Genomic DNA, 22,711 nt, shown 5'->3' on the forward strand with positions numbered 1-22,711 from the left:
TTAAGGCGCGATCACGCCTCGACGCGCGCGGCCATCGCCTCGGCGAAACGCTCGAACAGGTAGTAGCTGTCCTGCGGGCCGGGGCTGGCCTCGGGGTGGTACTGCACCGACCAGACCGGGCGATCGGTCATGCGTATGCCGCAGTTCGACCCGTCGAACAGCGACCGGTGGGTTTCGATCACGCCGCCGGGCAGGGTCTGGGCATCGACCGCGAAGCCGTGGTTCATCGAGGTGATCTCGACCTTGCCGGTCTCGAGGTCCTTGACCGGGTGGTTGGCGCCGTGGTGGCCGTGGTTCATCTTGACCGTCTTGGCGCCGAGCGCCAGCGCCAGCATCTGGTGACCGAGGCAGATGCCGAAGACCGGGATATCGGTCTTGTCCATCACGTCCTTGATCATCGGCACGGCGTAGACGCCGGTTGCCGCCGGGTCGCCGGGGCCGTTCGAGAGGAACAGGCCGTCGGGGTTGTGCGCCAGCACCTCCTCGGCAGTGGCCGAGGCCGGGAGAACGGTCACGTCGCAGCCGACCGAGGCGAGGCAGCGCAGGATGTTGCGCTTGGCGCCGTAGTCGACGGCGACGACCTTGAACTTGGCGTCGGTCTGATCGGTGTAGCCCTCGGGCCAGGCCCACCGCATTTCGCTCCAGCGGTAGGATTGGGCGCAGGTCACGTCCTTGGCGAGGTCCATGCCCTCCAGCCCGCGGAAGGCGCGGGCGGCGGCGACCAGCGCGGCCACGTCGAAGTTGCCCTCGGGGTCATGCGCGAGCGCCACGTGCGGCGCGCCCTGCTGGCGGATCGCGCGGGTCAGGCGGCGGGTGTCGATTCCGCCGATGGCGATACGGCCGCGCCGCGCCAGCCAGGTCTTGAGCTCTTCGGCGCTGCGCCAGTTCGAGGGCAGGGTCGGGTCCCACTTGACCACCATGCCGGCGGCGACCGGGTCGCCGGTCTCGTCGTCATCGGGGTTGACGCCGACGTTGCCGACGTGGGGGAAGGTGAAGGTGACGATCTGACCCGCGTAGGACGGATCGGTCATGATCTCCTGGTAGCCGGTCATCGCGGTGTTGAAGCAGAGTTCCGCCACGGTCTGGCCTGTGGCGCCGAAGCCCTGACCGTAGAACACGGTGCCATCGGCAAGCGCAAGGCAGGCGGTGGGCTTCATGGGGGCTGTATCGACCATGGCGCGAGTCTCCGATGTTGGCAAATTGTCGGATCAATAAGGTCGGGGTCGGGCAGGGTCAACCCGCCGTTTCTGGCGAAAATCGCGATTCCGGCCATTCTGACGTTGCGCAATGTCCTGTTGTATCGACAACGCGCATTGGATAAAGTGCAAGGCTTCACGATCCATGGGGATGGAACGAACAAATGGATTTGCGCTCTCGGGTCAATACGGCCCTGAAGCAGGCCATGCGCGACAAGGCGACCACGCGACTGTCGACGCTGCGGCTGATCAATGCGGCCATCAAGGACCAGGACATCGCGGCCCGCGCCGACGGTGGCGACGGTGGCGAAAACGGCGTCGATGATGGCCAGGTGCTGGCCATTCTCGGCAAGATGACCAAGCAGCGCCAGGAAAGCGCGCGCGCCTACGAAGAGGGCGGGCGGCTGGATCTGGCGGAACGCGAACTCGCCGAGATCGAGGTGATCCAGGAATTTCTGCCGCGCCAGCTGTGCGAGCAGGAAGTGGATGACGCGGTGAGCGGTGTGATCACCAGCACCGGCGCGGATTCGATCCGCGACATGGGCAAGGTCATGGCGGAACTGAAGTCGCGCTATACCGGCCAGATGGACTTTGCCAAGGTCGGTCCGCTGGTCAAGAACAAGCTCTGCTCGGGCTGAACCGGGCAGGGCGGTAACGCCCTCCCACCGGACGGCCCATGAAGACGGTGCCGCGCAGGCGCTTTGCCTACGCGGCGCGTTGCAGCCGGACCAGCAGGTCGCGGTGCAGCGCCTTGCGTTCCTCTTCGGAGAGGAACGCCCCGATCTCGACCTCGCGCCCGCCGCCCGTGAGGGTGACGTAGCAGGGCACCGGCCCGCCCGTCGGGTAGAGATGCGGCTGTGTCCAGTAGCGGTTGTACTCCCACTCGCGTTCCCGCCCGTCGGGATCGCGCCGCAACAGGTGCGCGCGGTCTCTGCTCAGGGTCAGCACCTCGAGCACCTGCTTGTCGCGCCGGTTCCGGTTCAGCGCGAACCAGATGCCGGCGACGGCCACCAGCAGGAAGGGCAGCAGCGCCCAGAGGATCACGGTGCCGAGCACCGCGAAGAGCGGGAAGAGAAACATCACCATCGTCGCCCCGATGAACAGGACAAAGCCGCGCGGCTGCAGCGACTGGTGCGGCCAGAGGCGGAGTTCTTCCGTTTCGCTGTCGGGGTCCGGGTCCGTCCACGCGTAGGGCATGGGGGGAATCTTACCTAAGCGGTCGGACAGGACAACAGGTCATGCGGGGCTGGTTCCGCAGACCCAGTCGAGGGCCTCTTCCAGCCGGTCATCGCCCCAGAACAGCTCGGATCCCGCCATGAAGGAGGGGGAGCCGAAAATGCCGAGCTTGCGCGCCACGTCAGTCTCTGCGGCGAGCAGGGCGATGCCCGCCTCGCCCGAGGCTTCCTGAAGCACCGGGGCAGGGTCCTGCCCGGCGGCGGCGATGCTGGCGGAGAGGTTCGGTTCGCTGCCCGCGGGTTCGCCCTCCTGGAACCAGCGCCGGTAGGTTTCCCGGCTGTAGGCTTCACACCAGCCGTCGCGGGCGGCGATGACCGCCACCTGGTTGGCCAGCGGCAGGTGCACCAGCGGGTAGGGAGCCGGGATGCGCGCGGGCAGCCCGAAGCGGGCCGCGCGCCGTTCGATGTCGCGCCACATGTAGGCTGTCTTGTTCGGCTTGTTGGCGAAGGGGATGTTGTTCTGTTCTAGCATGATCTCGCGGACGTTGTAGGGCCTCCAGCTGACCGCGACCCCGCGCGTGGCCGCGAGGTCCGAGATGCGCATGACCGTGAGATAGGAGTAGGTGCTGCCGATCGAGTACCAGAAATCGAGAGCTGGCATGTGCGTTCCCCCGTTGCGTGCCCGCCCGCGAGGATAGCGCGATTCCCGCCGGGCTCAAAACGCGGCTCCTGCAAAAGCAAAAGGCCCCGCGGGGGCGGGGCCTTTCGATCTTGTCTCACTACGCTCAGTGCGCGTGCTGCTTGTCCCAGTCCTCGCGCTTGGGGAGGATCTCGAAGGTATGCTCCGGCGGCGGGCTGGGCAGGGTCCATTCCAGCGTGTCGGCATACTCGTTCCAGGGGTTCGCCACGGTCACCTTCGCGCCTGCGCGCAGGGTGTAGAAGATCACCCCGAAGAAGAAGAGGAACGAGGCGAAGGAGATGAAGGCCCCGATCGACGACCAGTGGTTCCAGTAGGCGAAGGCCTCCGGGTAGTCGATGTAGCGGCGCGGCATGCCCTGACGGCCCAGGAAGTGCTGGGGGAAGAAGGTCAGGTTGGCACCGATGAACATGGTCCAGAAGTGCAGCTTGCCGGCCCATTCCGGGTACATGCGGCCAGACATCTTGGGCAGGTAGAAGTACACGCCCGCGAAGATGGCGAAGACCGCGCCAAGGCTCATCACGTAGTGGAAGTGCGCCACGACGTAGTAGGTGTCATGGTAGTAGCGGTCCACGGCGGCCTGGCTCAGCACGATGCCGGTGACGCCACCGACGGTGAAGAGGAACAGGAAGCCGAAGGCCCAGAGCATCGGCGTCTTGAACTCGATCGAGCCGCCCCACATCGTCGCGATCCAGCTGAAGACCTTCACGCCGGTCGGCACCGCGATGACCATGGTGGCCAGCATGAAGTAGGCCTGCTGGTTCAGGGTCATGCCCACGGTGTACATGTGGTGCGCCCAGACGACGAAGCCGAGCGCGCCGATGGCGATCAGGGCCCAGACCATCGGCAGGTAGCCGAAGACCGGCTTGCGCGAGAAGGTCGCGATCACGTGGGAGATGATGCCGAAGCCCGGCAGGATGATGATGTAGACCTCGGGGTGACCGAAGAACCAGAGGATGTGCTGGTACAGGATCGGGTCGCCGCCGCCTGCGGGGTCGAAGAAGGTGAAGCCGAAGTTACGGTCCATCAGCAGCATGGTGATCGCGCCGGCCAGAACGGGCAGGGACAGCAGGATCAGCCAGGCGGTGACAAAGACGGCCCATGCGAACAGCGGCACCTTGAACAGGGTCATGCCGGGGGCACGCATGTTCAGGAAGGTGGTGATGATGTTGATGGCGCCGAGGATCGACGAGGCACCGGAGAGGTGCACGGCGAAGATCGCGAGATCCATCGACATGCCGCCTTCCTTGACCGAGAGCGGCGGGTAGAGCACCCAGCCCACGCCCGAGCCCATCTGGTCGTTGCCGCCGGGCGAGAAGACCGAGCAGACCGCCATGGTGGTCCCGGCGACGTAGAGCCAGAACGACAGGTTGTTCATGCGCGGGAAGGCCATGTCCGGCGCACCGATCTGAAGCGGCATGAAGTAGTTGCCGAAACCGCCGAACAGCGCCGGGATCACCACGAAGAACATCATCAGGATGCCGTGGCCGGTGATCAGCACGTTCCAGAGATGCCCGTTCGGGGTACATTCCGCACTGGCGTTGGCAAAGAGGCGCGCCCCTTCGAGGCACATGTGCTGAACGCCCGGTTCCATCAGTTCGAGGCGCATGAACACGGTGAAGATCACCGAGATCAAGCCGATGATGGCCGCGACGACAAGGTACAGAATACCAATGTCCTTGTGGTTGGTGGACATGAACCAGCGGGTGAAGAATCCGCGGCTGTCCTCGTGGTCGTGTCCGTGAATGGCTGCGTCCGCCATTGGGCACCCTCCTGCTGAACTGGCTCGGGGGCAGGACTCCTCCGTCCCGCCCTTTGTATAGGGTTTTTTTAGAGTGCGCGGAGAAGTGCATCAATGGCGGAGTTTGATCTGGATCAAGATAAATTGACGCGCCCCCTTGATCCGCCGGAGGGGGCGGGATTGCGCCTTGACGGGGCGCGGGCGCCCCATAGAAAGGAGGCAGACGCCCAGCCCGCCGGAGGATTTTGCATGGCCGCCTACGATCCCGACAACATCTTCGCCAAGATCCTGCGCGGGGAGATTCCCTCGACCCGGGTCTACGAGGACGAGGCGACGCTGGTGTTCATGGACATCATGCCGCGCGCGCCCGGCCATTGCCTCGTGATCCCGAAGACACCCTGCCGGAACCTGCTGGACGCCAGCGCCGAGCAGCTGTCCGCGGTGATCGCGACGGTGCAGAAGATGAGCCACGCGGTGATGAAGGGCCTTGGTGCCGACGGTGTGACCATCCAGCAGTTCAACGAGGCGCCGGGCGGACAGGAGGTATTCCACCTGCATTTCCACGTGCTGCCGCGCCATGAGGGCGACAAGGTGGGCCCTCCGGGCGTGATGGGCGACATGGCCGAGATCGCCGCCATCGCGGAGAAGATCCGCGCCGCGGTGAGCTGACAGTCCGCGCGCGGGCCCTGACGGCAGCGCCGGTTTGAGTATTTGAACAAGGGAAGAGCATGGGGCGCCATTGCTCTTCTTTCCTTTTCAAATACTCACTTTATCGACGTCTGGCCCGTCGCCGCGCCGGGGTGAGGTCACTCGGGTTCGGCGAAGGCGTGAAGCACCGCGCAGACATGGTCGCCGTGGCCGTCGCCGTGATGGGATTCGCAGGCATTGGCGATGCGGTCCAGTTCGCGTTCGAGCAGCCGCAACCGCGCGATCCGGTCGCGCACCGCGTCGCGCTGGCGGTGGGCGATCTCGTGCGCGGCGTTCAGCGCCTCGCCGCTGGCGCCTTCGAGCGAGATCAGCGCGGCGACATCGGCCAGCGGCAGGCCAAGGTCGCGGGAGTGGCGGATGAACAGCAGCCGCTCCAGCGCGGCGCGGTCATAGCGGCGCTGATTGCCTTCGCTGCGCTCGGGTTCGGGCATCAGCCCCTTCGTCTCGTAGAAACGGATGGTGGGGATCTTGACCCCGGAGCGCTGCGAGAGTTCACCTATGGACAGCATCGCGCTTGGCCTTTCCTGTTGGCTTGGGTCCGAGTCTCGCAAGTCGGGGCGGGAACCGCAAGCAAAGGGGCGGGCCGGGGAACCTTCAGTACCCCGCGTACGTTGTTGATTTTAAAGACGTGAACGGGGGCTTCGTTCGCGAGAGAACGAAAAATGCCGCTCCGATTTCTCGAAGCGGCAGGTGTTTTAATCAATTCGGGACTGCGGATTGGGCAGTCCAGTCAAATGCATTGGTATCAATATGAGTCGCCACTCACGAAAGAAACGACAGGCAGAGGTTAGATTTTCGGCATTTTCTGGTCATGACCCATTTGGGCTAAATCGGATGGCGGAGGGCATCGGGGCGATGCCGGCGCAAGGCGGTGGCCGGCGTGAGTGACGGCCCCTACAACCCAGGCAAGACCGCCCCGGACGGCACTATCCGGGAGCGGGTGATCGCGGCGATCTACGAATCGGTGATTCGACCGGATCTCTACGACGAATTCATGGATGTATGGGGCAGCCACATCAGCCAGATCGTCGAGACGAAGGCGGATGAGGGCGGCGAGGGCGCTGTCGAGGTCGACCCCGATCTGCAGGCGCATTTCGCCCGCGCCTACGAGATTTTCGAGCAGATCGGCCGCAAGACACCCAGCGACCAGATCGGTGAGCGCATCGAGCGGGCTCCGGGGGTGGCGCTGCTGCTGGATGCCCGGGGCGAGCTGATCGCGGCGAGCCCGTCGGCGCGGGACCTGCTGGGCGGCGATCCGGCGCTCGATACCCTGCGGCGGGCGCTCGGGTCGCATTCGGCGGAGTTGCTGGGCCAGATGCTGCGGCAGGCGGATGCGGGCAACAGCACGGCGGCCCCGGTCATCCTGTGGACCGACTGGGCGCCGCGCCACCTGGTGGCGCGGATCGTCCACGCCCCGGTCCATCCGGGCAGCGGCCCGAGCCTGACCGTGGTGATCGAATCCCTCGAGTACCGGTGGAGCGACGAGGCCGAGGCCATGCTGGTCACCTCCTTCGGGCTGTCGCGGGCCGAGGTGGACCTTGTGCGTCAGCTGCTGGGCGGGCGCACGCTGCGCCAGATCGCCGAGGACAGCGGGCGCTCGGAACACACGGTGCGGAACCAGGCCAAGTCGGTTCTGGCCAAGACCGGCGCGCCGGGGCAGGTGGACCTGATCCGCATGGTGGTGTTCCTGATCCGCCCGCGCGGCGCCTCGGATGGCGCCTTTGCCGGGTTCGGGGCCTTTCCCGAGACGCTGATGAGGATGGAATCGACGGGCAAGACCGTGCAGGTCATGCAGTTCGGTCCGCGCGGCGGCCGGCCGGTGATCTTCCTGCACGGCATGATCGACGGGCTGGCGGCGGTGTTCTTCCTGCGCGAGGAATTGGCCGCGGCCAACATCCGGATGATCGTTCCGGTGCGGCCGGGGTTCGGCAAATCGGACCCGGTGGCGCGCGGGGAGGATGCGCTGGACGTGCTGGAGGCCCATGTCCGGGAGGTGATCGAGCGGCTGTCGCTGCGCCGCCCGGTGCTGATGTGCCATCTTGCGGGCAATATCTACGGGCAGGTGATGGTCCGGCGGCTGGGCAAGCTGCTGGCGGGGCTGCTGAGCATCTCGGGCAACCCGCCGGTGACCCGGGTGAGCCAGCTGGCCCGGATGCCGCGCCGCCAGAGGGTGGTGGCCTATACCGCCCGCTTCGCGCCCGCGCTGCTGCCGACCATCCTGCGCGCCGGGATCGCGCAGGTCGACGGGCAGGGGGTGGATCATTTCCGCAAGGCGCTGTTCGCACCCGGCACCCACGACGCCGGGGTGATCGAGCGGCTGGACCTCACGGAGCTGCTGCACGCCGGGTTCCGCTTTTCGGTCGAGCAGGGGATGATCGGCTTTGCCACCGACAGCCACCTGGTGGTCTATGACTGGAGCAGGCACCTTGGCCCGCTGGAGGTGCCGGTGATCATGCTGCATGGCGAGCGCGACCCGGTGGTGCCGCCCGACAGCCTGATCGACGCGATGGAGGGCATCCGGGGCAGCGAGGTCCGGCTGGTGCCCGAGGCGGGGCAGCTGCTGATGTACGAGCACCCGCGCATCGTGCTGGACGCGCTGGAGGAACTGCTGGCGCAGCGCTGAACGGCTAGACCGGCTCGGGGTCGAAGACGAGGTCGAAGCTGCGCATCAACGCGACGTCGAGGTCTTCCATCGTGACCGGCAGCCCGAGATCGACGAGGCTGGTGACGCCATAGTCGGAGATGCCGCAGGGCACGATGCCCCCGAAGTGCGACAGGTCGGGGTCCACGTTGATCGAGATGCCGTGGAAGCTGACCCATTTGCGCAGGCGGATGCCGATGGCGGCGATCTTGTCCTCGGCCTTGCCGCCGTCGGGGCGCAGGGGGCGGTCGTCGCGTTCGATCCAGACGCCGACCCGGCCCTCGCGGATATGGCCGGTGAGGTTGAACTCGGCCAGCGCCGCGATCACCCAGGTTTCAAGCTGCTGGACAAAGCGCCGGACGTCGCGGCCGCGGCGGCCGACGTCGAGCATGACATAGGCCACGCGCTGGCCCGGGCCGTGGTAGGTGTACTGCCCGCCGCGGCGCACCTCGTGGACGGGGAACCGGTCGGGATCGGTCAGGTCCTCGCGCCGGGCACTGGTCCCGGCAGTGTAGAGCGGGGGGTGCTCGAGCAGCCAGATGCATTCCTCGGCCTCGCCCGCGGCGATGGCGCTGGCGCGCGCTTCCATGAAGGCAAGCGCCTCGTCATAGGGGGTGAGCCCGTCGGATGTGATCCATTCCATGGGGCACAGATAGGCGCCCGCGGCGGATTCTGGAAGGGCTCAGGCGGCCTCGGACTGGCAACGCCGCAACAGGCCCGCGTAGGTGTCGGGGCCCTGCGCGCCGGTCACGAGGTAGCGCCCGGCAAAGACCATCGCGGGCACCCCGGAGACGCCCCTCTCGATCCAGAAGCGCTGTTTCGAGCGGGTGCGGCTTGCGTGGCTGCCGCTCTCCAGCACGTCGCGCGCGCGGGCCGGGTCCAGCCCCGCCTCGGCGGCGACCTCGACCAGCACCCCGGGGTCGGAGACGTCGCGCCCCTCGGTGAAATGCGCCGCAAAGAGGGCCTCCTTCAGCGCGGTCTGGTGTCCGTCCTCCTCGGCCCAGTCGAGCAGCTGATGGGCGCGGAAGGTGTTCCACATGCGCATCTCGGGGGTGAACCGGAAATCGAAGCCGAGGTCGGCCCCGAGCGCGGTGATCCGATCCCGCGAGGACTGGCTCTGTTCGGGCGTGGAGCCGTACTTCTGCGCGATATGCTCGCGCATGTCCTGCCCCTCGTCGGGCATGTCGGGATTGAGTTCGAAAGGGTGCCAGCGAATCTCGGCCTCGATCCCGCTCAGTTCCTGCGCCTGAAGCAGTTGCCGGTAACCGATGATGCACCAGGGGCAGACAACGTCCGAAACGATGTCGACCCGGACCGGGGGAGCGCTCTGTGCCATGACAATCTCCGTTTTGCTGATGTGGGAGACCCTAGCACGGCTGCCCGGCAGAGGGGAAATCACGCCGTCGCGGAAATTCCGCGACATATCCGTCGATTTGCCTCTTCACATCCTTTTTCGCCTCGTCTATAGCCCCCTCTACCAAGCCTAGACGTGCGGTCGTGGCGGAATTGGTAGACGCGCAGCGTTGAGGTCGCTGTGGGGTAACACCCGTGGAAGTTCGAGTCTTCTCGACCGCACCATACACTCTCCCGCTGCGGCGTGGCCTTTCCCGAAATATGTGACAGATCAGTGCGATGGCGTTCGCATGGATGGCCGCATGGCCCGCTGGCTCTGGTGTTCCAGATTCGGGCTTCACTCTCCTTCCATCGCTTGCTCGGTTCTCGCTCGGTTTCGGAGAGCGGGATCGGGGTATGGCGCAGGGACTGGGTGATGGGGGAAGGCCGGTCGCCAGCGGCTATGGTCCCGGTACCTCGGGGTGGGGACCCCCGAGAACAGCCGCCCCGTCGGCGCGGTTCATGTGGACGCGGATGCGCCAGAGGTGGTAGGCCGAGCGGTCCAGCCAGCGCAGGGCGTCGAGCTGATCGAGCGCTTCCTGGTCGGTGATGTCGCCCGACACGGCGGCGGCCACGATGGTGTCGCGCGGGCCCTTGCCCTGATCGTGCAGCAGGGTCTGGAGGCGGTCCAGCATGGCCTCGGTGGCGAGCGGGTCCGCCGGGCGTGCCTGCCGGGCGGCGGCGCGGGCGATCAGACCGCGCAGGCGGCGCAGCCTGTGGGTGGTGGCGAGCGTGGCGATGCGGGGGGACTGGTCGCAGCGGTGGAGCAGCCGGGCCGCGTGGTCGAGCGCGTGGAAGGCGCTCCTGATGGCCTCGGCCTGATCGGAACTGCCCGGGGGGACGTGGATGCCGTCGAGGTATGCACGCAGGCTCTCCAGCGCGGACCGGAGATCGTCGCTGTTATGCGGGTCCGCATCCGCGGGCAGAGCCATGCCCAGCCTGCGGCACATGTGATCGCAGGCGGCGGTGTTGAGGCGTGCGAGGCTGTCCAGCGCCACCTGCGTGGCGAAGCCGGGCTCTCTCTGCAGTGCCGGGTCCAGCCCGGAGGTCAGGGTGGAGCCGCGCTGGGGCACCAGCCGTTCGATCAGCCGGGCGAAGGGACGGGCCAGCGGGAGCACCAGCAGCACGCCGATGCCGTTGAAGAAGCTGTGGAAGGCGACGAGGGCGATCTGCCCGGTGCCGTCACCGATGCGGGGCAGGGTGACGGCGGCGAAGGGCCCGAGCAGGAGAAAGGCGATGGCGCCCGTCATCAGGTTGTAGATGACATGGGCGAGCCCGGTGCGCCGCGCCATTGTGCCGCCGCCGATGGTGGCCAGCGCCGCCGTGAAGGTCGTGCCGACATCCATCCCGATCACCAGTGCCGCGGCCTGCTGGAAGTTGATGGTTCCCGCCCCGAGGGCGGCGAGCGCCGTGGCGACCCCGGCGCTGGAGGATTGCGTCACCAGAGTGATGACGAGGCCGATGGCCACGAGCTTCAACCGGCCCACGATGGTGTCGGGGGGGAAGTTGGCGGGCGTCACGGTGCCCTCGAAGGCCGCCATGCCGTCCTTGAGAAAGTCGATGCCGATGAAGAGCAGGCCGAAGCCGGTGAGGGCCTGCCCTGCGGCGACGAGTTTGGGGCGCCCGGTCAGGTGGAGGACGGCGCCGATGAAGACGAGCGGCAGCACGGCCTCGCCGAGGTCGAGCTTGAAGCCGAGGGTGGCGACAAGCCAGCCGGTGAGCGTAGTTCCGATGTTGGCGCCGAAGATGATCCCCAGCGCCTGCGCGAAGGTGAGCATCCCGGAGGCGACGAAACCCACGGCCGCAACGGTGACGGCGCTGGAGGACTGCACCACGGCGGTGGTGAGGGCGCCGGTCACCGCGCCCGTGAGCGGGGTGCTGGTGAAGCGGACCAGCACGGAGCGCATCCGGCTGCCGGCGAGCCCCTTGAGGCCGCCGGTGAGCATCAGCATACCCACGAGGAACATGCCGACGCCGCCAAGCGCGGAAAGAACGTTCCAGATCATGGCATAAGCCATATCACCACGCGCCGGTTCCGGTAAGCTGCGGCGCGTGGCGGGGTATTGCGGGCACGGTGGCTTCGGATCACGTCAGGCGAGGGGTTGTCCCCGGTGCCCCGGGACTGATCCGTGACAGATTGCGCGAGGGGTCAGGTGTTGGGCCTGATCCGGGCGCCGGACTTGTTGGCGAAGGCCTCCAGCCGTTCCCGCGCGGCGGGCTGGGTGTTGACCACGCCCGCGACCACCGCCTCGGCGTAGGCTGCATCCAGCGCCGACATGTTGTTCAGGTGGCTGACCGCCGAGCAGATCGCGAAGTTGGTAAGCGGCAGGTTCGCCGCGGTTTTCTCGGCAAGCTCCAGCGCGAGGGCAAAGCTGTCGTCGCAGATATACTGCGCGAGGCCGAGGTCCACGGCCTGCTGGCCCTGATAGACGCGCCCGGTCAGGACCATGTCGATCATACGCGACTTGCCGATCAGGTCGCTCACGCGGATGGTCGCGCCGCCGCCGGTGAAGATGCCGCGCTGGCCCTCGGGCAGGGCGAAGTAGGTGGTCTGGTCCATCACCCGGATATGGGCGGCAGAGGCGAGTTCGAGCCCGCCACCGACCACGGCGCCCTTGAGCGCGGCGATGACCGGCACCCCGCCGTATTCCATCTTGTTGAAGGCTTCGTGCCAGCGCAGGCAGACATGCATGAAGTCTTCCGGGCTGCGGTCCGCCTTCCAGTGCTCGATCAGGTCGAGACCGGCGCAGAAGTGGTCGCCGGCGCCGGTCAGGACGACCGCGCGCACCCCGTTCCGGCGCGCGTTGCTGAAGTAGGTCACCAGCTCTTCGATGGTTGCGACATCGAGGGCGTTGCGCTTGTCGCCCCGGTTCAGCGTGACGATGTCGACGCCGCTGTCGCGGGTCTCGATGTGAAGGTTGCTGAAGGCCTGTCCGGTCGCGTCGTGCGGCATCTCTTGTCTCTTTCCTGCGAGAGGTGAATTTTCCCGGGGCGACAGGTACAGGGGCAAATCACCGCTCACAATGTCATTGCATGACAGAGTATTTCCCTAAACTGACAACCTCGATAGGGTGGCCGGATGATCTCCGTTTCCGATCAGACCGATCCGACGACCCTGTCCCGCGCGCTGATTGAGGACTGGCTGGAGGCGCTGCGCCACTGTTGCAGCGACCGGCAGGTGGCGTCGTTCCTGCGGCAGTCGGGGCTTGGCGCCAGTGGGCCGGGAAGCGAGAGCCGGGTGACCCTCGATCAGATCGTTTCCCTCTACCAGCTGGCTGCGGTGGAGAGCGGGGACGAGATGATGGGCCTGTGGAGCCGACCCATTCGCGCGCGCGCCCTTCAGCACCTGCTGACCACGGTGCAGGAGGCCGACAGCCTGCCCGCCGCGCTGTTCCGGTTCTCGACGTTCTGGAACCTGTTGCTGGACGACTATCGCCTGGATCAGGACCGGGACGCCGGGACGATGCGGCTGGACCTCGTGCCGCTGGGGGACGGGCCGGTGCAGCGGTTCGGGCATCTGCTGATGCTCAAACTCGCCCACGGGGTGCTGTCATGGCTGGTCGGCGAGGAGATCGCGATCCGCTCCGTCGACTTCGCCTTTGCGCGGCCCGACTTTGCCGAGGACTACGCCGTCATGTTTCCCGCGCCGGTGCGTTTCGACGCCGCGCGTTCGGGGATTGCCTTTGAACGGGTGGAGGCGAGCCCACTGGTGCGGAGCAAGGCGGAACTGGTCGGCTTCGTGACGCAGGCGCCGCGCGACTGGTTGTTCACGCGGCAGCGGGAACACAACCTGACCCTGCGGATCCGCCGGCATATTCACCGCGTCGACTGGGCGGCGGTGCATCTCGACCGGGTGGCGGATGCGTTCGGGATGACGCCAAGGACATTGATCCGCCGGTTGGCGGACGAGGGCACATCGTTTCGCGCGATCCGTGACAGCCTGCGCCGGGACGTGGCGATCCGCGACCTTTCGGAGACCGCGAAGAGCATCGAGCAGATTTCGCATGACCTCGGGTTTTCGTCGGCCGCGAACTTTCACCGGGCGTTCCGGCGCTGGACCGGCGAGACTCCGGGCATGCGGCGTCGGGCCAGTTCGGGGATGGGAATCGCGCAGGGTCTGCCGTCAGGTGGTTGAGCGGGGGCGTGGGTCTGGATGAGGGCACAGCCGCGCAATAGGCTCCGACGCGCGGGGCGCAGGTGGTAGAAGAGCGAGAGGGTGGAGACGAGGGGGGTATGACGATGGGCGGATCATGGATCGACCAGTTCAAGGGGCTGCGCCTGCTGCCGGGTGACGTCCGGGCCGAACTGGAGGCGGGCAGCAAGATCGTGTCGGTGCCGGAGGGCACGCAGGTCTTCGGGCCGGGCCAGTCGGCCGACAATCTTCTGCTGCTTCTCGAAGGGACCGTCCGGGTGCAGCAGCGCTCCGAGACCGGGCGCGAGGTGTTTCTCTACCGGGTTCATGCGGGCGAGAGCTGTGTTCTGACCACCGCCTGCATGCTCGCGTTCGAGAAGTACTCGGCGGACGGGATCGCGGAGACGGACGTGCGGGCGGTCGCCATTCCCCGGGAGACCTTTGACCGCCTCGTCGCGACATCCCCGGTGTTCCGGCAGTTCGTGTTCACCGCCTATTCGCGGCGGATCACCGACCTGTTCTCGCTCATCGACGATATCGTGTTCCAGCGGATGGACGTGCGGCTGGCGTCGCGTTTGCTCGAACTGGCGGACGACGGCGGCGTGGTCCATGCGACCCATGCCTTTCTGGCGACCGAACTGGGAACGGCGCGCGAGGTCATCTCTCGTACGCTTTCGGAGTTCCAGCGGCGCGGCTGGGTCGAGCAGCTTCGGGGCGAGGTGCATCTGATCGGGCGGGCCGGGCTTGAACGGCTGGTGAAGGCGGCCGGGGCACAGGTGTGAGCCTGCTTACTTCGGGTGCTGCGGCGTTTGGTGACCATGTCACCGAGACTTGGGCAGAAGTTATGCCAGATTGGAGCTATCGATTCTCGTTGGAGTGAGAGATGACCAACAACATGGGAAAAATCGACCGGGGCGCCCGCCTGGTCGTTGCTGCCATCCTGATCTTCCTGGCCTTTGGCACCGATGCGCTGGGCTCTGCGGTCATGGTCTGGCTGGCGCTGATCGTGTCGGGCCTGTTCGTGGTGACGTCACTGGTTGGCAATTGCCCGCTCTACGGGCTTCTTGGCATCAAGACCTGCCGGGATTGCTGAGGCGCGGTGCCGACGCGATGCCCATCGCCCGGCCCGGTCGGGGCGACCTGATCGGGGAGAGCCATAGAGCCCTGTTCCGGGGGCTCGGTGGGCTGACCGTCGCATGCCGATGCGGCCCTTGCGATCCGTGATGCGGGCGGCGCCTTCGGTGCCTTGCCCTTTGACTGGCATTGGAGTGCCGATGCCTGAACCGTTCCCCCCTCTGGACTACTGATATGATCGACCAAATTCGCCGCTACGTGCCCATTCTGGACTGGGGGCGCCGCTATGACCGCAAGGCGTTCTCGAACGACATGGTTGCCGCGGTCATCGTGACGATCATGCTGATCCCGCAGTCGCTGGCCTATGCGCTGCTGGCCGGGCTGCCGCCGGAGGCGGGCATCTATGCCTCGATCGTGCCGATCATCCTCTATGCGGTGTTCGGCACCAGCCGGGCCCTTGCGGTCGGGCCGGTCGCGGTGGTTTCTCTCCTCACGGCGTCGGCCATCGGGCAGGTCGCCGAACAGGGGACCGCCGGGTATGCGGTCGCCGCGCTGACCCTTGCGTTCCTCTCCGGCAGCTTCCTGATGCTGATGGGGGTTCTCCGGCTTGGCTTCCTCGCGAATTTTCTCAGTCACCCGGTGATCGCCGGGTTCATCACGGCCTCCGGTATCCTGATCGCCACCAGCCAGCTCAAGCACATCTTCGGCGTGAGCGCGCAGGGGCATACGTTCCCGGAAATGCTCATCTCGCTCGTGGGGCATCTGGGCGAGGCGAACTGGATCACGCTCGCCATCGGTGGCAGCGCGGTCGGCTTTCTCTTCTGGGTCCGCAAGTTTCTCAGGCCAACCCTGCGGCGGTTTGGCGTGCCGCCGACGCTGGCCGACATCCTGACCAAGGCCGGACCGGTGGTTGCCGTCATTGCGACGACCGTCGCGGTCTGGGGGCTCGGGCTGGCAGACAAGGGCGTGAAGATCGTCGGCGAGGTGCCGCAGAGCCTGCCGCCGCTGACCTTGCCGGGGCTCTCGCCGAAGCTTCTGAGCACGCTGCTGGTGCCTGCCATCCTGATCTCGATCATCGGCTTCGTCGAGTCCGTCTCGGTGGCGCAGACGCTGGCCGCGAAGAAGCGGCAGAGGATCGACCCCGATCAGGAGCTGATCGGCCTTGGCGCGGCGAACCTCGGCGCGGCCTTTACGGGGGGCTACCCCGTGACCGGGGGCTTTGCGCGGTCTGTCGTGAACTTTGACGCTGGTGCCGAGACGCCCGCGGCGGGGGCCTTTACGGCTGTCGGTCTGACGATTGCGGCGGTCGCGCTGACGCCGCTTGTCTACTTCCTGCCGAACGCGACCCTCGCGGCGACCATCATTGTCGCCGTTCTGAGCCTCATCGACTTCGATATCCTGAAGAGAACATGGGCTTACAGCCGGACGGATTTCATCGCCGTGGCAACGACGGTTCTGCTGACGCTGGGCCTTGGCGTGGAGGTCGGGGTGGCCTCGGGCGTTGCGGTGTCGGTCCTGCTCCACCTTTACAAGACATCGAAACCGCATGTTGCCGAGGTCGGGCTCGTTCCCGGAACGCAGCACTTTCGCAACATCTGCCGCCACAAGGTCGAGACTGATCCGACGCTGGTGACTTTGCGGGTCGACGAGAGCCTCTATTTCGTGAACGCGCGGTTCCTCGAAGACCTGATACAGAAGCGGGTGACAGAGGGCTGTGCGATCCGGAACGTCGTCCTCATGTTCTCGGCGGTGAACGAGGTGGACTATTCCGCCCTGGAAAGCCTCGAGGCGATCAATCACCGGCTGAAGGACATGGGGGTGGGGCTGCACCTGTCCGAGGTGAAAGGGCCGGTCATGGACAGGCTGCGCCGGTCCAAGCTGCTCGACGACCTGAACGGGGAGATCTTCCTCTCGCAGTACGATGCGTGGAGCCGGTTGAAGAGGTCGCCGGTTCTGAGCGTGGTTCACTAGGGGAGGACGGCCCCCGCCTGCGCTGGCGGGGGGCGATAGGCAGCCTCAGGTCAGGTAGCGGTTGAACCATTCGATTGTGCGCGACCATGCCAGTTCTGCGGCCTCGGGGTCGTAGCGCGGGGTCGAGTCGTTGTGGAAGCCGTGGTTCGCGCCCTCGTAGATATGGGCCTCGTAGGTCTTGCCGGCTGCGTCCAGCGCGGCCTCGTAGGCGGGCCAGCCCGCGTTCACCCGTTCGTCTAGGGCGCCGTAGTGCAGCAGCAGCGGCGCCTCGATCCTGGCGACGTCGGCGGGGTCGGGCTGGCGGCCGTAGAAGGGCACGGCGGCGCCGAGTTCGGGGTAGGCCACCGCTGCGGCGTTCGAGACACCGCCGCCGTAGCAGAAGCCGGTGATGCCGACCTTGCCGGTCACGTCGTCGTGGGCCATCAGGAATTCGATGGCGGCAAAGAAGTCGTTCATCAGCTTGGCGCCATCGACCTGCTGCTGCAGTTCGCGTCCGGCCTCATCGTTGCCGGGGTAGCCGCCCATCGGGGTCAGCCCGTCGGGGGCGAGGGCGATGAAACCGGCCTTGGCCACGCGGCGTGCGACGTCCTGGATGTAAGGGTTCAGGCCCCGGTTCTCGTGCACCACGACCACACCGGGGGCAGTCGTCTTGGCGGTGGGGCGAACCATGTAGGCGCGGATCTCGCCGTGGCCGTTGGGCGAGGGGTAGGTGATCCATTCCGCGCGGATCTCGGGGTCGTTGAAGCTGACCTGCTCGGCCAGCGCGTAGTCGGGGGACATCATGCCCAGCACCGTCGCCGCCGTCAGACCGCCGAGGGCGAGCTTGCCCGCGCGGTCGAGGAACTGGCGCTTGGTGATGATGCCGTGGGCGTAGAAATCGTAGAGTTCCAGCAGTTCGGGGCTGAAGTCGCTGGCCGTCATTCGGGTCTGATGGGTCATCGTCGTGCTCCGTGCCGAGGGTCATCGTGGTGCGCGCCGTTTCCGCGTCGGGGTGGGGCGCAAAGCCGGGGTTCGGACGGAGTAGACAGGGCAAGCCGGTGTCTCGCAAGCCTCGCATGGCGAGATGCGCCTGCCTTGGCGTAAACGTGATGATCTGCCCGACGGAACGCCCCGCCGGGGCCGTTGAAGGGAGAAACACGGGTTCGAGGGGATCGAGATGAAGACCGGGCTGGCGGCCACGCTCACGGCGGCGGCGATATGGGTGGCTTTCGCGCTGCCGGTGCTTGCGGATCGCGATCCTTCACCCGACGGAGACGCGGCGCTGCGGGTGGTGGCGGAGCGGCTCTCGCTGCGGGATATCGAGGTTCATCCGGGCGCGGAAGGTGCGGGTCTGACCGGGCGGCTGCCCGGCGGGGAATGGCTCGACCTCGTGTTCCATCGGGACGGATCGCTGGAAGGGCTGGAGGCTGGAGCGCATCGGCTGGCCCCGGTGTCGGAGGTGACCTCGGTCCTGCCGGGGCCCCTGCTGCGGGCCGAGCGGTTCCCGGCGGACGCCATGTTCGAGAGGATCGGACTGGGCGTGGACGGCTACGCGATAGCTGGCCGCGATCACAATGGCCGCCGGTTCGAAGTGGACTATGACCGCGATGGCCGGGTCAGGCGGTGGAGGTCCGAGTGAGCGTCCCTCTGCCGCAGAGATCAGGCGCGGCGGCGCAGGCCGACGAGCGCGGCCATCGCGAGGCCGAGCAGGTAGAAGGCCGAGGGCAGCGGCACGGCCGGGATCTCGGGCGTTTCCTGCGTCTCGGGCGGGGTATGGGTGTCGGGCACGTCGGTTCCGGTGGTGCCGCCGGTCGGCCAGTACTCCGGCTCGTCATGCCCGGCGACGCGGGTCGACGGGGTCGAGAAGCCGGTGCCGATGGGCGTGGGGTAGTAAGCGACCGGGAAGCTCGGGACCGAGGTGAAGTCGGGCGTTTCGCTCATGCTGGCGACCTGTTCGTCCGGGACGCAGGCGGCGATCAGGTAGCTGCCATCGGACTGGCGGTAGGGGCAGAGCTCCATCGCGGTGCTGCCGATGCAGCCGCTGACGCGGTTGGTTTCTGTCGGCAGGTTCGCGTCCGACGCCTTGCTGACGCGCACCGAGGTTGCACCGTCGCGGAAATCGCCATCGAAGATGCCGGGCACGTAGATCTGCTTGATGCCTCCGTTGTCGTCAAACGACACGAAGACCTTGTCGCTTTGCGCGTAAAAGCCCTGGTTGCTGCTGATGTTGGCGAGGTGCAGCTCTCCCGGAGGGTCGGTCATCCGGCAGGCCTGCAGCTGGGGCAGGGTGGCGAGCGGCGCGGTGCGGGCGTCGGCGTTGAAGCTGAGGCGGATCAGGTTCGACGGCGCGGCGGTTTCGCGGTCGGTGGCGAGCATCGCGGTGCAGTCGGTCAGCGCGGCGAAGTCGGGCGCGTCGATCCGGTCGGTCACGGCGTGGTCGGTATCGCGGGAGGTGGACTCGAGCACCGGGGTCTCGCCATCGGCGAAGGCGGCGGCCATCTCCTCGGCGAGGGCGCCGGTGAACCAGAGGCTGTCGGTGCTGGGTTCAAGCGCCGAGGTCACGTCGTGGCGGGCGCCGCCGAGCGTCAGGAAGATGCCCTTGGCCGGGGCCGGGCTGAACTTCATCTGGATGCGGAAGCCCCGGGTGCCTTCGCCATCGGCGACGGCCTGGATCGAGGTTGCGGGGCTGCGGACGATCTCGTCGAAGGGAACGGCGTCACCGGTCTGGGTGAGGTAGGCGGAGTCCTCGATGCGGATGCGCTGGCTGGCGACGCAGACCTTCTCGTCCCTGGTGGAGACGATGGCGACATCGCGCGCGACAAAGCGTTGCGAAATGGGGTTGCCCAGCTGATCGGGGACTGTCCAGGGAGAGCTGAGGTTGGACGCTCCGGCTGTTCCAACTCCCAGTGAGAGCGTCGCCATGAGGGTCGCCGCGCACAAATTCAAGGCACGCAAGAGTACACCTGACAAAACCGTTGCCATAACAAACCGCCTTACTGGCACTTCTTCAATCGTAAACACATGCGCCGGATACAACGGCGCTGATCGTTATTAAGGCATTCTGAAAATTTATTGAAGCGAAATTCAGAAGTCGCCGGCGCCTCCAGGGGCGCTGGCCGGTTCGGCGTGCGCGCTGGGTTTTTGTAACTCTTTTATTAACAACGGCTTGCGGGCTGTTTTGAGGGCGCCTGACCCGCGTCAATTTCGCGCGATCTCCGCCGAAACAGTCCCGCATACCCATCTGGTAACGGCAACAATGTGGGTCTGGATGTGCCGTTGTCCACCTTTTGGCGCGAAAGTCGTGGAATCAAGGGCTTGCGATGGGCCCGTGCAAGGGCGCACGCATGGTCGCCGCGGCGACCATGCGGGAGCGCCGAGGCGGGCAAGTCTCTATAAAGGCAGGGATATCAGTCGGCGGAGGGGGTGTTGCGGATGTCGCCGTAGGTGAGCACGGGCGCGGCGTCCATGTCCTCGGCGTCGAGCATTGCCGCCACCCGTTCGAGGGAGGACACGAGCTGGGATTGTTCCCAGTCCGCCATCTGCTCGAAGGCGCGCACAAAGCGCTGCTGCAGGGCGTCCGGTGCGTCGCGCAGCGCGGCGCGGCCCTGGGCGGTGATCAGCACGTTGGTCTGGCGGCGGTCGGTTTCCGAGCGCAGGCGCACCACCAGCCGGTCGGCCTCGAGCTTGTCGAGCAGGGCGGTGATGGTGGCCTGGGCCACGCCCATCTGGGTGGCCAGTGCCTTTGGCGTGGCGCCGTCATCGGGTTTTCCGGCGACGATCTGCAGCACCCGCAGCTTGGGCGGGGTCAGCCCCGACGCCTGCGCAAGCGAGCGCTGATAGCCTTCGGCCGCGCGCAGGATACGCCTGAGCGCGATGAGGCTTTCATCGGTGCGGTTCGAGCCTGTCCGTGTCATCGGCAATATGTTGCCTGAAAGCGCGAGATGCTTCAATTGCCTAACCATCCTTTCAAATGACTTCGTTTTTTGAACTATATCACATGGGGTTTCGTTCTGATTTGTTAAGGTTTTGTAACTGTATTTGCGCGATTTTGTGCTGTTTTATGCAAAAAGTGCTTCGGAAGTTGAAACTTTTATCGAGGCATACTAGTTAGGTTCGTGAAGTAAATCACGGGCTGGAGTCCATGCCGAAAGACCTGACACAAGACCGAACCGACGCGCTGACACTGCGCAAGCCGGATGCAACCGACGGAGAGTCGATCTGGGCGCTGATCAAGAGCTGCGCCCCGCTCGACGTGAACTCGATGTACTGCAACCTCGTGCAGGCGGATCACTTCGCCGATACCTGCGTGGTTGCCGAACTCGATGGCGAGATCGTCGGCTGGGTGTCCGGGCACCTGATCCCGGACAGCGATGCGCTGTTCGTGTGGCAGGTGGCGGTGGGCGAGAAGGCCCGCGGTCTGGGGCTTGGCCGGTCCATGCTGACCGAGCTGGTCTCGCGCGATGTCTGCGCGCAGGCGAAGGAACTCAAGACCACCATCACCGAGGACAACGACGCCTCCTGGGCGTTGTTCCGCAGCTTTGCGCGCTCGGTGGGCGGCGAACTGGACGACGAGCCGCATTTCGAGCGCGAGGCGCATTTTGGCGGGCGGCATGACACCGAGCACATGGTGACCATCGCCCTCGTGCCGCGCCGCCGGCTGGCCCGCGTCGCCTGATCCAACCCACATTCCAGAATAGCACTAGAGTGCGAAAGGAGTTTTCATGCCCAAGGACATGACAACCGTATTCGAGCGTCGCGAGAGCGCGGCGCGGTCCTACTGCCGGTCGATGCCGGTGGTGTTCACCAAGGCATCCGGGTCGGAACTCATCGACGAGTCCGGCACGACCTACATCGACTTCCTGGCCGGGTGTTCCTCGCTGAACTATGGCCATAATGACCCCGACATGAAGGCGGCTCTCGTCGATCATATCGCGGGGGACGGGATTGCCCATGGTCTGGACCTGCATACGCAGACCAAGGCCGACTTCCTCGAAGCCTTCGAGAGCCACATCCTCGCCCCGCGCGGGATGGATCACCGGCTGATGTTCACCGGCCCGACCGGCGCCAATGCCGTCGAGGCGGCAATGAAGATCGCGCGCAAGGTGACCGGGCGGACCAATATCATCGCCTTTACCAACGGCTTTCATGGCGTGACCATGGGGGCGCTGGCGGCGACCGGGAACGGCTATCACCGGGGCGGCGCCGCGATGGACACGCAGGGCGTGACCCGGATGCCGTTCGACGGGTATGCCGAGGGTGTCGACAGCGCGGCCCTGCTGGAGCAGATGCTGTCCGATGCCTCGGGTGGGATCGACGCCCCGGCGGCCATCCTGCTGGAGACGGTGCAGGGTGAGGGCGGCCTGAACGCCGCCAGCGCCGGCTGGGTTCGCCGCATTGCCGAGATCGCCAAGGCGCATGGCGCGTTGCTGATCATCGACGACATTCAGGCCGGTTGCGGCCGGACCGGCACCTTCTTCTCTTTCGAGGAGATGGGCGTGACGCCGGATATCGTGACGATGGCCAAGTCGCTCTCGGGCTTCGGTCTGCCGATGGCGCTGGTGCTGGTGCGCCCCGAGCATGACGTTTTCGGCCCGGCCGAGCACAACGGCACCTTCAGGGGCAATACCCATGCCTTTGTCACCGCGCGCGTCGCGATCGAAAAGTTCTGGTCGGACAAGGGGTTCGAGCTGGAACTGGCCGACAAGGCCGCGCTGCTGACCGACGGGCTCGACGGTATCGCCCGGATGGTGCCGGGTGCGCGGCTGAAGGGTCGTGGGCTGATGCAGGGTGTCGACGTCGGCACCGGTGCGCTGGCCTCCGAAATCTGCCGCCTTTGCTTTGACAAGGGCCTGATCATCGAGACCTCGGGCAACGAGGATCAGGTGGTCAAGGTGCTGGCCCCGCTGACCACCCCGGCCGAGACCCTGCGCAAGGGGCTGGAGATCGTCCACGAGGCGACCCGGGAGATCATGGGCACGAAAACGGATATGGCAGCGGAGTAAGCA

22 protein-coding genes and 1 tRNA gene are annotated in these 22,711 nt (G+C 66.3%); 11 read left to right on the forward strand and 12 right to left on the reverse strand.

The features are described 5' to 3' along the window. Positions 1-11: 11 nt before the first annotated feature. On the reverse strand, positions 12-1,175 hold the full coding sequence (gene carA, locus DDT93_RS20985; protein ID WP_109467849.1) for a glutamine-hydrolyzing carbamoyl-phosphate synthase small subunit: 1,164 nt from the start codon (positions 1,173-1,175) through the stop codon (positions 12-14). 185 nt (positions 1,176-1,360) lie between these two features. On the opposite strand from carA, the gene DDT93_RS20990 reads away from it, so the two are divergent. After that, positions 1,361-1,834 (forward strand): GatB/YqeY domain-containing protein, encoded by a 474-nt coding sequence (locus DDT93_RS20990; protein ID WP_109467850.1) that lies wholly within the window; start codon positions 1,361-1,363, stop codon positions 1,832-1,834. Between the two features lie 67 nt (positions 1,835-1,901). Here DDT93_RS20990 and DDT93_RS20995 read toward each other — a convergent pair whose 3' ends face one another. The 3 genes from DDT93_RS20995 to ctaD form a co-directional block, all read right to left on the reverse strand. Further along, the gene (locus tag DDT93_RS20995) at positions 1,902-2,393 is read right to left on the reverse strand and encodes a DUF2244 domain-containing protein (protein ID WP_109467851.1); all 492 of its coding nucleotides are present in this window, start codon (positions 2,391-2,393) and stop codon (positions 1,902-1,904) included. A gap of 39 nt (positions 2,394-2,432) precedes the next feature. Further along, positions 2,433-3,032: a 2-hydroxychromene-2-carboxylate isomerase gene (locus DDT93_RS21000; RefSeq protein WP_109467852.1), complete on the reverse strand. Its 600-nt coding sequence runs from the start codon at positions 3,030-3,032 to the stop codon at positions 2,433-2,435. A gap of 124 nt (positions 3,033-3,156) precedes the next feature. Beyond that, positions 3,157-4,830 (reverse strand): cytochrome c oxidase subunit I, encoded by a 1,674-nt coding sequence (gene ctaD, locus DDT93_RS21005; RefSeq protein WP_109467853.1) that lies wholly within the window; start codon positions 4,828-4,830, stop codon positions 3,157-3,159. Positions 4,831-5,058: 228 nt separating this feature from the next. On the opposite strand from ctaD, the gene DDT93_RS21010 reads away from it, so the two are divergent. Beyond that, the gene (locus DDT93_RS21010; RefSeq protein ID WP_109467854.1) at positions 5,059-5,478 is read left to right on the forward strand and encodes an HIT family protein; all 420 of its coding nucleotides are present in this window, start codon (positions 5,059-5,061) and stop codon (positions 5,476-5,478) included. Positions 5,479-5,615: 137 nt separating this feature from the next. Here DDT93_RS21010 and DDT93_RS21015 read toward each other — a convergent pair whose 3' ends face one another. Beyond that, positions 5,616-6,026 (reverse strand): MerR family transcriptional regulator, encoded by a 411-nt coding sequence (locus tag DDT93_RS21015; protein WP_109467855.1) that lies wholly within the window; start codon positions 6,024-6,026, stop codon positions 5,616-5,618. Positions 6,027-6,397: 371 nt separating this feature from the next. On the opposite strand from DDT93_RS21015, the gene DDT93_RS21020 reads away from it, so the two are divergent. Then, positions 6,398-8,140, forward strand: a complete 1,743-nt coding sequence (locus DDT93_RS21020; RefSeq protein WP_157960241.1) for an alpha/beta fold hydrolase — start codon at positions 6,398-6,400, stop codon at positions 8,138-8,140. A gap of 4 nt (positions 8,141-8,144) precedes the next feature. Here DDT93_RS21020 and lipB read toward each other — a convergent pair whose 3' ends face one another. Both lipB and DDT93_RS21030 read right to left on the reverse strand, forming a co-directional pair. Then, positions 8,145-8,801: a lipoyl(octanoyl) transferase LipB gene (lipB, locus tag DDT93_RS21025; protein ID WP_109467857.1), complete on the reverse strand. Its 657-nt coding sequence runs from the start codon at positions 8,799-8,801 to the stop codon at positions 8,145-8,147. 39 nt (positions 8,802-8,840) lie between these two features. After that, entirely contained in the window at positions 8,841-9,494 is a 654-nt protein-coding gene (locus DDT93_RS21030; RefSeq protein ID WP_109467858.1) for a DsbA family oxidoreductase, read from the reverse strand. A 155-nt stretch (positions 9,495-9,649) separates the two neighbouring features. Here DDT93_RS21030 and DDT93_RS21035 point away from each other — a divergent pair. Then, positions 9,650-9,736, forward strand: a tRNA-Leu gene (locus DDT93_RS21035). 215 nt (positions 9,737-9,951) lie between these two features. Here DDT93_RS21035 and DDT93_RS21040 read toward each other — a convergent pair. Both DDT93_RS21040 and dmdD read right to left on the reverse strand, forming a co-directional pair. Then, a complete protein-coding gene (locus tag DDT93_RS21040; protein ID WP_109467897.1) occupies positions 9,952-11,556 on the reverse strand; it encodes a Na/Pi cotransporter family protein in 1,605 nt (534 codons plus the stop codon). Between the two features lie 143 nt (positions 11,557-11,699). Continuing rightward, positions 11,700-12,503 carry a methylthioacryloyl-CoA hydratase gene (gene dmdD, locus DDT93_RS21045; protein WP_109467859.1) on the reverse strand — a complete coding sequence of 268 codons (804 nt, stop codon included), beginning with the start codon at positions 12,501-12,503 and terminating at the stop codon, positions 11,700-11,702. A 126-nt stretch (positions 12,504-12,629) separates the two neighbouring features. On the opposite strand from dmdD, the gene DDT93_RS21050 reads away from it, so the two are divergent. The 4 genes from DDT93_RS21050 (at position 12,630) to DDT93_RS21065 (ending at position 16,727) form a co-directional block, all read left to right on the forward strand. Then, positions 12,630-13,685, forward strand: a complete 1,056-nt coding sequence (locus DDT93_RS21050; RefSeq protein WP_109467860.1) for an AraC family transcriptional regulator — start codon at positions 12,630-12,632, stop codon at positions 13,683-13,685. Positions 13,686-13,789: 104 nt separating this feature from the next. Further along, positions 13,790-14,464 carry a Crp/Fnr family transcriptional regulator gene (locus tag DDT93_RS21055; RefSeq protein ID WP_109467898.1) on the forward strand — a complete coding sequence of 225 codons (675 nt, stop codon included), beginning with the start codon at positions 13,790-13,792 and terminating at the stop codon, positions 14,462-14,464. 101 nt (positions 14,465-14,565) lie between these two features. Then, positions 14,566-14,775, forward strand: coding sequence for a YgaP family membrane protein (locus DDT93_RS21060; protein WP_109467861.1), 210 nt, complete (start codon positions 14,566-14,568; stop codon positions 14,773-14,775). Between the two features lie 215 nt (positions 14,776-14,990). Further along, a complete protein-coding gene (locus DDT93_RS21065) occupies positions 14,991-16,727 on the forward strand; it encodes a SulP family inorganic anion transporter (protein ID WP_232825524.1) in 1,737 nt (578 codons plus the stop codon). A gap of 45 nt (positions 16,728-16,772) precedes the next feature. On the opposite strand, the gene yghX is transcribed toward DDT93_RS21065, so the two are convergent. Then, entirely contained in the window at positions 16,773-17,666 is an 894-nt protein-coding gene (yghX, locus tag DDT93_RS21070; protein WP_109467862.1) for a YghX family hydrolase, read from the reverse strand. Positions 17,667-17,883: 217 nt separating this feature from the next. Between yghX and DDT93_RS21075 the strand changes: the two genes are divergently transcribed. Continuing rightward, positions 17,884-18,345, forward strand: coding sequence for a hypothetical protein (locus tag DDT93_RS21075; RefSeq protein ID WP_109467863.1), 462 nt, complete (start codon positions 17,884-17,886; stop codon positions 18,343-18,345). Between the two features lie 20 nt (positions 18,346-18,365). Here DDT93_RS21075 and DDT93_RS21080 read toward each other — a convergent pair whose 3' ends face one another. Further along, positions 18,366-19,628: a VPLPA-CTERM sorting domain-containing protein gene (locus DDT93_RS21080; RefSeq protein ID WP_109467864.1), complete on the reverse strand. Its 1,263-nt coding sequence runs from the start codon at positions 19,626-19,628 to the stop codon at positions 18,366-18,368. Between the two features lie 485 nt (positions 19,629-20,113). Next, the gene (locus DDT93_RS21085) at positions 20,114-20,620 is read right to left on the reverse strand and encodes a MarR family winged helix-turn-helix transcriptional regulator (protein ID WP_109467900.1); all 507 of its coding nucleotides are present in this window, start codon (positions 20,618-20,620) and stop codon (positions 20,114-20,116) included. Positions 20,621-20,847: 227 nt separating this feature from the next. On the opposite strand from DDT93_RS21085, the gene ectA reads away from it, so the two are divergent. Beyond that, positions 20,848-21,381: a diaminobutyrate acetyltransferase gene (ectA, locus tag DDT93_RS21090; protein WP_109467865.1), complete on the forward strand. Its 534-nt coding sequence runs from the start codon at positions 20,848-20,850 to the stop codon at positions 21,379-21,381. 46 nt (positions 21,382-21,427) lie between these two features. Beyond that, positions 21,428-22,708 (forward strand): diaminobutyrate--2-oxoglutarate transaminase, encoded by a 1,281-nt coding sequence (gene ectB, locus DDT93_RS21095; RefSeq protein WP_109467866.1) that lies wholly within the window; start codon positions 21,428-21,430, stop codon positions 22,706-22,708. Positions 22,709-22,711: the final 3 nt, after the last annotated feature.

Source organism: Albibacillus kandeliae (genome assembly GCF_003116585.1).
Lineage (GTDB): Bacteria > Pseudomonadota > Alphaproteobacteria > Rhodobacterales > Rhodobacteraceae > Albibacillus > Albibacillus kandeliae.

Excerpts from the sequence above, each read along its gene's own strand:
- carA (WP_109467849.1), bottom strand. The coding sequence starts at position 1,175 with ATGGTCGATACAGCCCCCATGAAGCCCACCGCCTGCCTTGCGCTTGCC.
- DDT93_RS20990 (WP_109467850.1), top strand. The coding sequence starts at position 1,361 with ATGGATTTGCGCTCTCGGGTCAATACGGCCCTGAAGCAGGCCATGCGC.
- DDT93_RS20995 (WP_109467851.1), bottom strand. The coding sequence starts at position 2,393 with ATGCCCTACGCGTGGACGGACCCGGACCCCGACAGCGAAACGGAAGAA.
- DDT93_RS21000 (WP_109467852.1), bottom strand. The coding sequence starts at position 3,032 with ATGCCAGCTCTCGATTTCTGGTACTCGATCGGCAGCACCTACTCCTAT.
- ctaD (WP_109467853.1), bottom strand. The coding sequence starts at position 4,830 with ATGGCGGACGCAGCCATTCACGGACACGACCACGAGGACAGCCGCGGA.
- DDT93_RS21010 (WP_109467854.1), top strand. The coding sequence starts at position 5,059 with ATGGCCGCCTACGATCCCGACAACATCTTCGCCAAGATCCTGCGCGGG.
- DDT93_RS21015 (WP_109467855.1), bottom strand. The coding sequence starts at position 6,026 with ATGCTGTCCATAGGTGAACTCTCGCAGCGCTCCGGGGTCAAGATCCCC.
- lipB (WP_109467857.1), bottom strand. The coding sequence starts at position 8,801 with ATGGAATGGATCACATCCGACGGGCTCACCCCCTATGACGAGGCGCTT.
- DDT93_RS21030 (WP_109467858.1), bottom strand. The coding sequence starts at position 9,494 with ATGGCACAGAGCGCTCCCCCGGTCCGGGTCGACATCGTTTCGGACGTT.
- DDT93_RS21040 (WP_109467897.1), bottom strand. The coding sequence starts at position 11,556 with ATGATCTGGAACGTTCTTTCCGCGCTTGGCGGCGTCGGCATGTTCCTC.
- dmdD (WP_109467859.1), bottom strand. The coding sequence starts at position 12,503 with ATGCCGCACGACGCGACCGGACAGGCCTTCAGCAACCTTCACATCGAG.
- DDT93_RS21050 (WP_109467860.1), top strand. The coding sequence starts at position 12,630 with ATGATCTCCGTTTCCGATCAGACCGATCCGACGACCCTGTCCCGCGCG.
- DDT93_RS21055 (WP_109467898.1), top strand. The coding sequence starts at position 13,790 with ATGGGCGGATCATGGATCGACCAGTTCAAGGGGCTGCGCCTGCTGCCG.
- DDT93_RS21060 (WP_109467861.1), top strand. The coding sequence starts at position 14,566 with ATGACCAACAACATGGGAAAAATCGACCGGGGCGCCCGCCTGGTCGTT.
- DDT93_RS21065 (WP_232825524.1), top strand. The coding sequence starts at position 14,991 with ATGATCGACCAAATTCGCCGCTACGTGCCCATTCTGGACTGGGGGCGC.
- yghX (WP_109467862.1), bottom strand. The coding sequence starts at position 17,666 with ATGACCCATCAGACCCGAATGACGGCCAGCGACTTCAGCCCCGAACTG.
- DDT93_RS21075 (WP_109467863.1), top strand. The coding sequence starts at position 17,884 with ATGAAGACCGGGCTGGCGGCCACGCTCACGGCGGCGGCGATATGGGTG.
- DDT93_RS21080 (WP_109467864.1), bottom strand. The coding sequence starts at position 19,628 with ATGGCGACGCTCTCACTGGGAGTTGGAACAGCCGGAGCGTCCAACCTC.
- DDT93_RS21085 (WP_109467900.1), bottom strand. The coding sequence starts at position 20,620 with ATGACACGGACAGGCTCGAACCGCACCGATGAAAGCCTCATCGCGCTC.
- ectA (WP_109467865.1), top strand. The coding sequence starts at position 20,848 with ATGCCGAAAGACCTGACACAAGACCGAACCGACGCGCTGACACTGCGC.
- ectB (WP_109467866.1), top strand. The coding sequence starts at position 21,428 with ATGCCCAAGGACATGACAACCGTATTCGAGCGTCGCGAGAGCGCGGCG.